The organism is Arthrobacter parietis (assembly GCF_039530425.1).
GTDB lineage: Bacteria > Actinomycetota > Actinomycetes > Actinomycetales > Micrococcaceae > Arthrobacter_D > Arthrobacter_D parietis.
This window is the reverse complement of the sequence record NZ_BAAAON010000001.1, coordinates 591,245-603,671: the sequence shown is the minus strand read 5'-3', so window position 1 is coordinate 603,671 and position 12,427 is coordinate 591,245. Positions and strand designations below refer to the sequence as shown.

The window sequence follows — 12,427 nt, the reverse complement described above, 5'->3', positions numbered from 1 at the left end:
AGTGGCAGATTCGTGGGGACGTCCCCACGATCGTGCCACTCCCCGGCGCTTTTGGGGTCCAGGTGGGAGGCGCGAGGTGGAATAGCCCCTTCGAGAGAGAGGTTGCACCGAACATGACTACGTCGGAAGCTCCAAAGATCTACGCCCTGCACGAGAACCCCGAGTGGTTTCCTCCGTTTGCCCGTGCCTTCGAGCAGGAGGGGCTCCAGTTCGAGGAGTGGCTGCTGACCGACGGCGTGCTGGACCTCGACTCGACGCCCCCGGAAGGTATTTTCTGGTCGCGCATCAGCGCTTCAGCGCATACGCGGAACCATGATTTGTCCAAGGACTATGCGCGGGCAGTGCTGTCCTGGCTCGAAGCTCACGGCCGGCGGACCATCAATGGCAGGCGGGTCCTTGAGCTTGAGATGAGCAAGGTAGACCAGTTGACGGCGTTGAAAGCGGCGGGCATCGACACGCCCCGGACGGTCGCGGCCATTGGACGCGATCGAATCCTGGACGCGGCGGAGGGTTTCCAGGCCCCCTTCATCACCAAACACAATCAGGGCGGGAAGGGCCTGGGAGTCCGCAAATTCGAGAGCCACGCCGAACTGGCCGAGTATGTGGTGTCGGATGAATTCGAGGAGCCGCAGGACGGCATCACGCTGATCCAGGAATTCATCCAGGCAGCCGAACCGATCATCACGCGTGTGGAGATTGTGGGCGGCGAGTTCATCTACGCGATTCAGGCGGATACAGCCCGCGGCGGTTTCCAGCTCTGCCCGGCGGACGCCTGCGCCATTGATCCCGCCACGGGAAAGCCGATCATGCCACCGGGGGCCACCATTGAACCTGTTGCCGGCCAGCAGCTCTTCAGCCTCCGCCGTGACTTCGACCATCCGATCATAGAGAAGTACGTCGAATTTGCCCGACGGAACAACATCGAAGTGTGCGGAATCGAATTCATGGAAACCGCAGACGGGCGCGTACTGACCTATGACGTGAACACCAACACCAACTACAACGCACTGGTGGAGGCCGAAGCGCCGCGCTCAGCGCCAGATGCGCTCGCCAAGTACCTGGCGGAGGTAGCAGCCGGGCCGGCAGGGTCGTTCGTGTAAAAGCGCGCGCTCAGCGGTAGCCTCGAAAGTGCGAGCCCCACCCGCCATGGAAGGAGCGAAAAGCAATGCCGAAGGTAACGAAGTCAGGCAAGGTCAAGACAAACGAGCTGCCCAGCACTCTGCAGCGGTCGGACAAGTTGGCACAGGAAACCTATGCCCGGACGCTCGATTCCGCGGAGGAACAGTACGGTGACGGCGAACGGGCGCACCGCACTGCGTACAGCGCCCTGAAACACACCCATGAGAAGGTTGGCGACCACTGGGAGCAGAAGGACGCCAAGGGACCCTCCGATGAGCAGGCGGAAGGCGGTCGCGGAACGGCGAAGGAAACCGCCGGCGGGGTGAACGCCAATGCCACCAAGGAGCACCTCTACGAGGTTGCGAAAAAGCTTGAGATTCCCAAGCGCTCAACCATGACCAAGAATGAACTGGTCGACGCCATCCAGAAGGCCAATGAGCGGGAGACCCGTAAAGCCCGGAACTAAGGGCCAGGCGCCTATTACGCAACACAAACATTTCGTAATAGCACCAAGCGTAGGCTAGCCTTACTTTCGTAACCATTCCGACGGTCCTTCACGCCGTCTCGAAAGTCAAGGAGCCCTCATGGCCCCCACCCGTGTGCGCGGTCTGATAGCCGCAGCAGCCATCGCGGTACTGTCCCTCTCCGCATGCTCAACCGGTCCGGCAGGCGGCGGCTCGGAAGCAGCCGGAGCCAATGAGGCCGGCTCTGCTGATGCCTTCCCCGTCACCATCGGGCACGCTTTTGGTGAGACCGTTCTCGAGGAAAAGCCTGAACGCGTTGCAACGGTGTCCTGGGTCAATGATGATATTGCGTTGGCGCTCGGCGTGGTGCCCGTTGGAATGCCGGTCAATGAGTACGGCGGAAACGAGCAGGGCTCCGTCCCGTGGAAGGATGCCAAGCTGGAAGAGCTCGGCGCTGCCATCGGTACCGAGAGCGCGCCCGTCCAGTACTCCGAGGCTGATGGAATTGCGTTCGACGAGATCGCTGCCACCAACCCCGATGTCATCCTGGCGGCCTATTCCGGTCTCACCGAAGAGGATTACAACACCCTGAGCGAGATTGCCCCCGTTGTTGCCTACCCCGAGGTTGCCTACGGCACCGCGTGGCAGGATTCCACCGCAATGATCGGTAAGGCGCTTGGCCTGACTGAAGAGGCTGAACAGCTGGTCAGCGAGACCGAAGACAAGATCGCCGAGGCCGCGGCCGAGTACCCAGCCATCGCCGGCAAGACGTTCATCTTCGGCAATCTGGAGCCGGCCAACTCCGAGGGCGTGAATATTTACACGGCCAGCGACAACCGCCCCCGTTTCCTCACCCAGATTGGAATGGAGATGGCCAGCGTCGTTGAAGAGAACGCCACCGGAGAGGAATTCTTCATTCCCTGGTCAGCCGAGCGTGCCGATGAGCTTGAGTCCGACATCTTCGTGACCTGGGTTCCGGACGAGGCCACCAAGGAAGCAATCTTCGCAGACCCGCTGCTGAGCCAGATTCCGGCTGTGGAGTCAGGCGCGCTCGTCGCGGATGCCGACAACACCCTCACCCTGTCCATCTCCGCCGCCAGCCCACTGTCCCTGGTCTGGGCGCTGGACAAGTGGCTTCCGATGATCAACGAAGCAGCAGAAGCCGCCGAAGCAGCCTAACGCTCAAGGCAACACCAGTAGGGCAGGCAACACCAGTACGACGCCGGCACGCGCCGGCGGAAGGGCGTTCCACTTCGGTGGGGCGCCCTTTCCGTAGGTCCAGCGAGAGCTCCATCGTTGCCTTTCTGAGCCTCATGCACTGGAATGGTCAGGGTACTTCTCATCGAAGCTCGGAGGCATCATGGACAACCTGGAACTGGAAGAACTGCAGGCCGCCACGGCATGGGATGCCAGCGGAGAAAAACTCGGGAACGTCACCCAGGTGCATCTCGACGGGCTCTCGAACGAGCCGGCCTGGGTGACTGTTGGTCTCGGTCTTTTGAACACGCGGGAGCACTTCGTGCCGCTCGCAGGCGCCCGGATTGATGGCGAGAACCTTTATGTCGCGGTGTCCAAGGATGCCATCAAGGATTCACCGGATTTCACGGTAGAGGAAGGCCTGACCGCTGACCAGGAGGCTTCCCTGCGGGACTACTACCGGGTCTGAGATTGCAACAGTGAAGCGGCCGTCCCCCATGGGTTTCGGCCGCTTCGCTGTGGAATAGAGCGCCTGACCGAACAGGCCTAGTCAAACAGCCCGACGATATAACCGACAAAGAACAGCAGGCCGAGCAAAACGAAGATACCGATCAGCACCAGCCAGATGCGGGACGCGGCCTTCCCGGGTGCACCTTCCTCGTGACCCTGCGGCCCACCGGTGCTCGCCTCTGCCGGAGGAGTCTCACCCGGCGGAACGCCGCCGCCCGGCTCCAGTCCGGTGACCTTGTCTTTCTCCGGATCCGGATTCTGGCTGCTCATCCGAGCTCCTGCCCGGGCTGTTCCGGCGATGCGGATGATGCCGACGCCCTTGGGGTCCAGGACATCGTGATGTTTGCACCCTCCTCGGTTTCACTGAGGTACAGGTGCAGGTCTTCCCCGTAGAGGTTCTCGTCTTCTACGACATCCCCGGCCTCGTGGGCCAACTCCACCAGACGGCTGATTGCCACGGCCATGGCCCGGCCCCAGTCCTGTGGGTGCTTGCTGTCCGACTCCTCGGTAACTGAAAACTTCTTCTCCGCGCTGCCCATGGCTACTCCTGACTGCCCTCGTGACGATGCTGCGGCTTTCTGCCGGTGCCCGTTGATAAGCAAGCTTTGTAGTGATGCTCGTCCCACAGTAGCAGTCGGGTCACCAGGAGTCTTTCCCTGCTCCCCGCACCGCCTTGCGTGCAGCGTGGCCAATGATTGAGCTGTAGGTAGGGTAGGCGAACTTCACGCGGGCCAGCGTGGCGACATCAGTACCGGCCGCCATTGCGGATGCAACGGCCTGAATGACCTCTACCGCATTCTCGCCCACCGCGTGCGCACCAAGGATCAGCTCGCGGTGCCTGTCGGTGACCAGTTTCAGGAACCCCTGCTCCCGGTCATCAATGATGGGACGCTCCACGGAGCCATAGGGAACAACGACGACGGCGCACTGGGCGTCCCGCTCCCGGGCCATCGCCTCGGTGAGTCCCACCCCCGCGTAATCCGGATCCGTGAAACCTCCCTCAGGGAGCAGATGGTGCGGTGTGGTGCGGTGTGCGCCCAGGACCGCGTTCTCCGCAGCTGTTTCACCCTCGAAGACTGCCGCCTGCACCAGCATGGAGGTTCCGTTAGCGTCACCGGCAACAAAGACGTGCGGCACATTTGACCGAAGGTAGTTGTCCACCGGTATGGCTCCCCGGGCGGTGGCGACGCCCGCAGCCTCCAGCCCGAGACCAGAGATGTTCGCGGGCCAGCCGGCTGCCATGATGACCGCTCCCACGCGTGCTGACTGCGCGCCGCCGGTTCCCTGCCAGCGGATTTCCAGGGCACCGTCGACATGCTTTTTGATGCCGTCCACACCGCCGATGCCGACATCCACGGTGACGCCGCGGGAACGGAAGCCGTCTGTGACGGCGGTGGAGACGTCGTGGTCCTCGGTGGTGAGGATGCGCGGCGCAAGGTCCAGCAGGGTGACCCTTGAGCCGAGGGCATCAAAGATGGTGGCCAATTGCGCGCCGGTATGACCGCCGCCGATGATCGCGACTGAGTCCGGCAGTTCGGGAAGGTCGAGAACGTCGGAGGGAAGCACCGCGTGCTCAGCCCCCGGGATGGGAAGTCGTCGTGCACTTCCGCCCACGCACAGGATGACAGAGGCGGCGCTGACCGGGCGCCCGTCAATCGACACCTCATGCGGTGAGGTGAAGGACGCCTCACCCTTCAGCAGCGTGATGTCCAGCTGCTGCATGGCCTCGCCGTAGCCCTTGGCATCCAGAACGCGGTCCACGGTGGTTCGGACCCGGCGAATCAGTTGCTGCCAGTCCACGGCGGGCTCATGCACCACAATCCCGTAGTCCCGCGCAGTGCGTACTTCCCGGTACAGGCGGGCGGTTTTCGCGAGCACCCGCGTGGGCACGCAGCCCGAGTTCACGCAGGTTCCGCCCAGCCGCGCACGCTCGACGACGGCGGTACGTGCTCCCAGCTCTGCCGCCCGTGTTGCTGCCGCCATGCCCGCGGGGCCGGCCCCGATCACCAGTACATCGAAATCCATAACGACCTCTTCCTGACCGCAACTTTTCGCGCAGACAATCCCTCAGGTGGACGGAACGCCCGGAATGCGGTTTTCCCGGAACGCATCGACGAAGAGCGCGTGATCATCACGGACCGTCCGCGCATAGTCGAGGGAGAACGTCAGGATGTCCTCGATAAACTCCTCACGGCGCCCCTCGATTACCTGCATGATGGCCCGTTCCGTCTGGAAGTCCACCAGGTCCTGGTCGCTGTCCTCGTCCGAGGCGCAGTGCACCTTGGCGGTGGCCCTGCCCAAATCCACGAGCACTGGCTCAATCTCGTCCGGCTCGGTGAGGTTATCCCAACGCAGGTCCGCCTTGTAGGGGGAGAGCTCATCAACCACAAACCCGACGCCGTCCACGGTGGTATAGCCGAGGAACGTGTCGGTGTGGACCTGTAGGGCCCGCTGGCTGATGACAGTGCGGTGGCCGTCATGCTCGAAGTACGAGCGTACCCGATCATCCGTGACGATGCGGCTGGGCGCGGCCTTGTTTCCCTGTTTCATCGAGATGATGATGTCGTTTTCCAAGGCCTCGTTGAAACCCTCGATGAGTACGTTGTACGCAGGCAAACCTGCGCTGCCGATGCCGAAACCCGAGCTGCCGACGATGTCCTTGACGTTGTAGAAGATTTCCCTGTGGGACCGCTTGTCTTCGGGAATGGTGCTGAGGTATTCCTCGAACGCCTTCGCCACCATGGCGTGCTCCGCTTCCTCGAGCCTGCGGGTCTTGCGGTTGTTCTGGAAGTGGCGCTCGTGGTCTTCCACGAAGGTCATCGCGTCGAGCAGATCGGTGCGCCGCGAAGCGCGCGCCGTAAGCAGCACCGAGTGAATGGTGCCCGAGGTGTTGCCGAGGTGAAGCGCGAAATCATCCTGCCCGGCGTCGTCGTAATGTTTCACCTGGTCGAGGTAGGCGGAAAGGTACGTGCGGGCCAGGGAGCGCACGGCCTCCTCCGGAAGCGCCTTCTGCCAGCACATCAGCGCCAGCGAGGTTGTGAACCGGCGCAGGTCCCAGGAGAAGTGGCCGAGGTAGGCCTCGTCGAAGTCGTTGATGTCGAAGGTGAGCTGGCCCGTACTGCTCATGTAGGTGCCGAAGTTCTCCGCGTGAAGGTCCCCGTGAATCCAGATTCGGCTGGTGTTGTCATCAGCCCACTCATCCGTCATCTCGCGCATGTCCGCGTAAAACAGGCAGGCGCTGCCGCGGTAGAACGCGAACGGATCAGCCGCCATCTTGCGGAACTTGGTCCGGAAGCCGTGCGGGTCCGCTTCCATCAACGGTTTGAACGCCTCGACCAGGGTGTCGGCGATGAGCGATTCGCGTTCGCTGTTCTCTACCATTTCGACAGTCTAGGGGTGCGCCCTGACAGCGGGGCAAGGCGTAAGCTCAAACCATGATCACCACGGCGAGCCTTGACGCGCGCCCCCGGGTACTTCCTGTCGTCGCAGCCGCGCTCGTATCCGCATCCGGCTTCCTCATCTTCGCGCTCGAGCAGAGGATTCCCGGCTATCTGATACTTGCTGCAGCGCTGGCAACTGCCTACTTCAGCGGCAAAGCACAGCATGGCAAGAGCCTTTTCAGGGATCTGCTGCTGCTGGCCATCGGTCTCGTCATCATCAGCGCCGTCCCCATCACCACCGACATCAGCTTCAGCCACATGGCCGTCATGGGTACGGCCATGATCCTGGCCGTCGCGGTGCCCTACCTGCTGTCCCGCTTCGTGTTCAGGGACCACGCCATCCGCTTCCCGGTCCTGACGGGCCAAAAATGGAACCGGACGGAACGCTGGTACCTGCTTGCCGTCGTCGTTATCGGGTATGTGCTCCTGCCGGTCTATATGATCCCAACCGGTGTCTACGAGAACTGGCCGGCGGCCTCAGACCCGGGAACCATAGCGCGGTTGTTCCTCGGCACCAACGTCCTGGGGATCTGGGATGAACTGTTCTTCATCTGCACCGCGTTCACGCTGCTGCGCCGTCATCTTCCCGACTGGCAGGCCAACCTCCTGCAGGCGGTCCTGTTCACCTCGTTCCTGTGGGAGTTGGGCTTCCACTCGTGGGGCCCGTTCCTCATCTATCCGTTCGCCCTCATTCAGGCGTGGATCTTCTCGAAGACGAAGTCGCTGAGCTACATCGTGAGCGTGCACCTGCTGTTCGATTTCGTGCTCTTCCTCGTACTGCTGCACGCGCACAACCGGGAGTGGTTTGCGATCTTCCTCTACTAGGTACCGACCAGTCCTCAACAGCCCGTCCGGTCCTCAACAGGTGGAAGCGGGATTGGACTGACCCCCGGGGACATCTGAGACGGTAGGGGAATGGATTTTCTCGAGGTGCTCACCCCATTCCTGGCCGTGGCGGGCGCGGTACTTGCCGCCGTCGTACTGGGGTGGATCCTGCGCCGGGTGGCAACACGTTCCCTTCGGAAAGTGCCGCAGATTCAGGAGGTCAGCCGGAAATCGCGTGCTCCGCTGCAGGCTGTACTCGCGGTTCTCGGCATCCGCATTGCCCTCGGCGCCACCGCCCGGGACACCGCCTGGTACCCGCCCGTGGACTACGCGCTGGTGCTGGCGCTCATCGTGTCCCTCGCGTGGCTGCTGGTCACGGTGCTCTCGATCGTCGAGACGGTGGTGTTGCGCCACTACGAAAACTCCAGCCGCGATAACCGGCGTGCCCGGCGGCTCAAGACGCAGATCATGCTCGCCCGGCGGGTTGCAGTTGCCGTCATCATCACCCTCACGCTCGCCACTGTGCTCCTGACCATCGACGAGGTCCGCGCGCTGGGAGCCGGAATTCTGGCCTCTGCCGGTCTCATCTCGATCGTCGCAGGGCTCGCCGTCCAGAGCTCCCTGAGCAACGTGTTCGCCGGAGTGCAGTTGGCCTTCACGGACGCGATCCGCGTGGAGGATGTGGTTCTTGTGGAAGGCGAGATGGGGACAATCGAGGAGATCACCATGACCTACGTGGTGGTCCAGTCCTGGGATGAACGCCGCCTCATTCTTCCCTCCACCTATTTCACCTCCACACCGTTCGAGAACTGGACGCGCCGGCGCTCCGAGCTGCTGGGAACAGTTGAGCTGGACCTCGACTGGCGCGTGCCGATCGAGAATATGCGTGTCCGGTTGCGCGAGATCCTCGACGCATCCGAGCTGTGGGACAACCGCACCGGCACCCTTCAGATCACCAAGGCCACGGACGGCATGGTCCGCGCCCGGATCCTGGTGAGCGCGGCAGACAGCGGAGCTTTGTGGGACCTGCAGTGCCTGGTCCGTGAGCAGATGGTCGGCTTCCTCCAGAGCCGGTTCCCCGACGCGCTGCCGCGCCAGCGCTGGGAGGCGGTGTCGCCGTCGTCATCGGCTGCGCCAACCAGCAACCGCGCAACCAACGACGACGCCGGCAAGCACCCCAGCGACGGCCGCCTCTTCACCGGCTCCCCGGAGGCAGAGAAGAGACGAGCGGACTTCAGCGGACCGGGCGAGGATGTGCTCGACGAGCGGGAGGCACGCACAGGATCCTGACGCAGCCGTGTGAGGTGGGATACATTTGCCTCCGGAGCACCTGAGCGCGGGAGGGGTTGAACGGAGTGGAGTCTGGCCGCCGTTTCACCCTTGCCCTCGAGAACGGCTGTGTCCGCGTGGAGTGGAACGAGGGCATCACGGTCACCGAGCAGGATGCACTGGATCTGGTTCAGCGGCTGGAGGAAGTGAACCCGGGGCGCTGCGATCCGATGCTAGCGATCCTGAACTCAATGGTTTCGGTGGAGGCCGCAGGGCAGACTGTCTTTGCTGAGCACCTGAACGTGGTTGCGCTGGCACTGGTTGGACCAACAGCGGTAGACCGGCTGATTGCCGCGTTCTTCGACGGCGTTCACCGTCCGCGATACCCCACGCGTTATTTCTCTGACCCGGAAGCCGCGCTTGACTGGCTGCTGACACCGGGACACTACACATCTGAAATGTAAATGCTGGGGGACAGTGAATGCTGGGGGACAACCGAATCATGGCACCGATTTCCAACGACAATCTGCGCGACGCCGGCCTGCGCTTCGAGCTGACGGACGAGGGCGCGTTCCTTCGGCTGTGCTGGAACCCCGGAATAGTCATGGAACTGCGGGACGTGCAGGCGAGCGTGACGGCCGTGGAGGCAGTCTCGCCCTCCTGCAGGCGTCCGCTGCTTGTGCACATTGACCTCGTCGACGGGATAAGCGCGCCGGCCCGGAACCTCCTGCTGGAGGAAACGTGCTCCAGCCGTACGGCGGTCCTCGGAACGGATGAGGTGGCGCGTGTGATGACCGCTTTCAACTATCGCGCTGCCACGCCCAGCCAGTACTTCACCGATGAGGCGGAGGCGATCGAGTGGCTCACCTCCGAGGGTGAGGACGGCTTCGGCGCTGGCGGAGGATAAGGCCCGTCAGCCACCGGGACGCAGGCTGGGGGAGCCGTGCACTCCCACGCCACCTGCCAGACCGTCAATCACCTCGCGCATCGCCGCAACCGAGGACCGCGAAGGCTCCCAGCCGAGCAGCGTGCGCGCCCGGTCAGTGTTCATGACCGGAGCCTGCGAGGCCATGTCGATCCACCCGGGATCAGTCGCCTGGATGTGCAGCGCCCAGGACGCCGCCACCACCGCACGCAGCACGGGGACCGGCAGATCGAACACGCGCTTCGCGCCCAGCAGGCCGCCCAGCAGACGCGGCGTCAGGATAGGATTCGCAGCAATGTTGAAGGGCCCCGAAGCCCGCTGGTCAACAATCCGCCAGTAGGCGTCGGCCATATCCGCCGCGTGCACCGCCTGGAACACAAGCTCCGAGGGAATCGGCAACACCGGCAGGCTCAGCTTGTTGAGTATGGCTTTCGGGATGAGCGGCCCCAGGAAGTACCGCCCGATTTCCTCGCCGGCGTCGGCCTGGAAAATGAGGCCGGGACGCACCCTCGCCACAGGAATCTCCGGAAAGTCCCGTTCGAACGCGTCCAGCAGGGCCTCCTGCTCGGCCTTGTGCCGGCTGTAGTGGGACGTTGCGATACCGCCGGTGGGCCAATCTTCAGTCACCACCTGATCCTTGCGCGCAGGGCTGTACGCCCCCACCGAGGATGCGCAGACGAAGTGCCGTACGCCGGCATCCGCGGCTGCATGCAGCGCGTTTTCCGTGCCGGTCACATTGGTGCGGTGCATCGCCTCCTCATCCCGGTTGGGCTGGATGGCCCAGGCAAGATGTACGACGGCGTCAGTCCCCTTCAGCGCGTCGGTAAGCTTTGCGCGCCCGGCGTCAGTGCCGACGTCGGCCGTGTGCCACTCGACGCCGCCGTAGGGAGCGTGATCCTGCGAAGGCTTCCTCCGGGAGATGCCAACCAGCTCAATGTCCGGGTTTTCCAGCCGGGCCTGTTGAAGGCGGCGGAGGAGCGCCGTCCCTACGTTGCCGGTTGCCCCGATAACAGCGATGCGCATGTGGAACCCTTCAATCGATGTGCGGCCTGAAACCCACACTAAAGGGTCGACCACTTATTGCAATAGTAAGTATCCTTATGGTTCGGTTGGTGTAGGCAATTCTGAACCGGAGGTAGAAACGTGACCACTAAAGATCCCGCGAAAGCGGATTCGGCGGAGGAAGCCACGCAAGCCAAGGCGGCCTCGAGCCCCCACCCTGATGACTCGCGAAAACCGGACGCACCGACTGACCTTGCCAAGCCGGCCTGGGGCTACGTCTTCAAACGGACCGTCAGCGAGTTCGGCAAGGACCAGTGCACGGACCTAGCGGCTGCACTGACGTACTACGCAGTCCTGGCGATCTTCCCGGCGTTGCTGGCGCTGGTTTCCATCCTTGGGTTCTTCGGACAGGCCGGCACCACCACGGACACCGTGCTCAACATTCTCGGGAACGTCTCGTCGCAGGCCGAAACCACGCTTGAACCCGTCATTACGCAGTTGGCCTCGTCGGAGACCGCAGGCCTGACGTTCGTCATCGGCCTTCTCGGCGCCCTGTGGTCGGCTTCGGGATTTGTCAACGCATTCTCGCGGGCAATGAACCGGGTCTACGAGGTTGAGGAAGGGCGCCCGTTCTGGAAGCTGCGTCCGGTCATGCTGCTGATCACCGTCGTCGTACTGCTCCTGGTGGTCCTGATGGCGCTGCTGCTGATCCTCTCCGGGCCGGTGGCCGAAGCAATCGGCGGCGCAATCGGTCTCGGCTCAACAGCCCTGACTATCTGGAACATTGCCAAGTGGCCGGTCATGGTGTTTTTCGCAGTGCTGATGATCGCGGTGCTGTACTACGCGACGCCAAACTTGCAGCAGCCCAAATTCAAATGGGTGAGTATCGGGTCACTCATCGCGCTTCTGGTGCTTGCCCTCACAACGTTCGGATTCTCCTTCTACGTGTCCAGATTCGGCAGCTACCAGGAGACTTACGGCGCCATTGCCGGCGTCATCATCTTCCTGCTGTGGCTGTGGCTCGCGAACCTCTCACTGCTCTTCGGAGCGGAGTTCGATGCCGAGCTGGAACGCGGCCGCGAACTGCAGGCGGGAATTGAGGCGGAAGAGACAGTGCAACTTCCTCCGCGGGACACCAAGGCCGCGGAGAAGAAGCGCGACAAGCAGATCGAACTGGTAGACAAGGGACGCGAACTGCGCCAGAAGTACGGACGCGATCGTGATGCCCGGACAAGGAGTAAGTCATGACCCATATTGCAGACATGATCATCGCCCACCCGCACCCCTCCGGGCATCTGGAGGCCGGAGACCTCGCAATCGCCATTGAGGCATGCCTGGACTGTGTGGCATCCTGCGGCAGCTGTGCAGACGCGTGTCTCGGCGAGGAGGGTATTGCTGACCTTCGGCACTGCATCCGAACGGACCAGGATTGCGCTGACATCTGCCTGGCCACTGCCCGGATGCTCCAGCGCCAGGGTGGCCACCATCCCGCCGTGCTGGCGCCGCTGCTCGAGGCGTGCCTGCAGGCCTGCCGGAACTGCGCCGAGGAATGCGAGCGGCACGCCTCCATGCACGATCACTGCAAGATCTGCGCGGAGGCTTGCCGCCGCTGCGAAGCTGCCTGCTCGACGCTGCTCGAGAAACTGCGCTCCAGCGGCGAATCCAGCCACTAGGGT

Annotated in this window: 15 protein-coding genes; 10 read left to right on the top strand and 5 right to left on the bottom strand. The window is 63.0% G+C overall.

Features of this window, described 5'->3' with window-relative positions; all coding sequences use genetic code 11:
* The first annotated feature begins 113 nt into the window (after positions 1-113).
* From ABFX19_RS02865 to ABFX19_RS02850, 4 genes are all read left to right on the top strand, one after another.
* Complete coding sequence (locus ABFX19_RS02865) at positions 114-1,100, top strand: ATP-grasp domain-containing protein (RefSeq protein ID WP_346028028.1); 987 nt, start codon at positions 114-116, stop codon at positions 1,098-1,100.
* Between the two features lie 65 nt (positions 1,101-1,165).
* Positions 1,166-1,585, top strand: a complete 420-nt coding sequence (locus tag ABFX19_RS02860; protein WP_346027378.1) for a ChaB family protein — start codon at positions 1,166-1,168, stop codon at positions 1,583-1,585.
* A 118-nt stretch (positions 1,586-1,703) separates the two neighbouring features.
* A complete protein-coding gene (locus ABFX19_RS02855) occupies positions 1,704-2,762 on the top strand; it encodes an iron-siderophore ABC transporter substrate-binding protein (protein ID WP_346027377.1) in 1,059 nt (352 codons plus the stop codon).
* A 181-nt stretch (positions 2,763-2,943) separates the two neighbouring features.
* Positions 2,944-3,249 (top strand): PRC-barrel domain-containing protein, encoded by a 306-nt coding sequence (locus ABFX19_RS02850; protein WP_056544521.1) that lies wholly within the window; start codon positions 2,944-2,946, stop codon positions 3,247-3,249.
* A 77-nt stretch (positions 3,250-3,326) separates the two neighbouring features.
* Here ABFX19_RS02850 and ABFX19_RS02845 read toward each other — a convergent pair whose 3' ends face one another.
* The 4 genes from ABFX19_RS02845 to ABFX19_RS02830 form a co-directional block, all read right to left on the bottom strand.
* Positions 3,327-3,560: a DUF6480 family protein gene (locus ABFX19_RS02845; RefSeq protein ID WP_277357411.1), complete on the bottom strand. Its 234-nt coding sequence runs from the start codon at positions 3,558-3,560 to the stop codon at positions 3,327-3,329.
* Positions 3,557-3,829: a hypothetical protein gene (locus ABFX19_RS02840; protein ID WP_277357410.1), complete on the bottom strand. Its 273-nt coding sequence runs from the start codon at positions 3,827-3,829 to the stop codon at positions 3,557-3,559. Before ABFX19_RS02840 ends, ABFX19_RS02845 begins: the two co-directional genes overlap by 4 nt.
* A gap of 100 nt (positions 3,830-3,929) precedes the next feature.
* Complete coding sequence (locus tag ABFX19_RS02835; protein ID WP_346027376.1) at positions 3,930-5,315, bottom strand: dihydrolipoyl dehydrogenase family protein; 1,386 nt, start codon at positions 5,313-5,315, stop codon at positions 3,930-3,932.
* 42 nt (positions 5,316-5,357) lie between these two features.
* On the bottom strand, positions 5,358-6,671 hold the full coding sequence (locus ABFX19_RS02830; RefSeq protein ID WP_277357408.1) for a DUF2252 domain-containing protein: 1,314 nt from the start codon (positions 6,669-6,671) through the stop codon (positions 5,358-5,360).
* A 53-nt stretch (positions 6,672-6,724) separates the two neighbouring features.
* Between ABFX19_RS02830 and ABFX19_RS02825 the strand changes: the two genes are divergently transcribed.
* From ABFX19_RS02825 to ABFX19_RS02810, 4 genes are all read left to right on the top strand, one after another.
* Positions 6,725-7,555, top strand: a complete 831-nt coding sequence (locus ABFX19_RS02825; protein ID WP_346027375.1) for a CPBP family glutamic-type intramembrane protease — start codon at positions 6,725-6,727, stop codon at positions 7,553-7,555.
* Between the two features lie 90 nt (positions 7,556-7,645).
* Positions 7,646-8,845, top strand: a complete 1,200-nt coding sequence (locus ABFX19_RS02820; protein WP_346027374.1) for a mechanosensitive ion channel family protein — start codon at positions 7,646-7,648, stop codon at positions 8,843-8,845.
* A 65-nt stretch (positions 8,846-8,910) separates the two neighbouring features.
* Positions 8,911-9,288, top strand: coding sequence for a DUF7793 family protein (locus ABFX19_RS02815; RefSeq protein ID WP_346027373.1), 378 nt, complete (start codon positions 8,911-8,913; stop codon positions 9,286-9,288).
* Between the two features lie 38 nt (positions 9,289-9,326).
* Positions 9,327-9,731: a DUF7793 family protein gene (locus ABFX19_RS02810; protein WP_346027372.1), complete on the top strand. Its 405-nt coding sequence runs from the start codon at positions 9,327-9,329 to the stop codon at positions 9,729-9,731.
* Positions 9,732-9,737: 6 nt separating this feature from the next.
* Here the strand turns inward: ABFX19_RS02810 and ABFX19_RS02805 are convergent, their stop codons facing one another.
* Entirely contained in the window at positions 9,738-10,772 is a 1,035-nt protein-coding gene (locus tag ABFX19_RS02805; protein WP_346027371.1) for an NAD-dependent epimerase/dehydratase family protein, read from the bottom strand.
* 120 nt (positions 10,773-10,892) lie between these two features.
* Here ABFX19_RS02805 and ABFX19_RS02800 point away from each other — a divergent pair, with 120 nt between their 5' ends.
* Positions 10,893-11,999, top strand: coding sequence for a YihY/virulence factor BrkB family protein (locus ABFX19_RS02800; protein ID WP_056544491.1), 1,107 nt, complete (start codon positions 10,893-10,895; stop codon positions 11,997-11,999).
* A complete protein-coding gene (locus ABFX19_RS02795) occupies positions 11,996-12,424 on the top strand; it encodes a four-helix bundle copper-binding protein (protein ID WP_056544487.1) in 429 nt (142 codons plus the stop codon). Before ABFX19_RS02800 ends, ABFX19_RS02795 begins: the two co-directional genes overlap by 4 nt.
* Positions 12,425-12,427 lie beyond the last annotated feature (3 nt).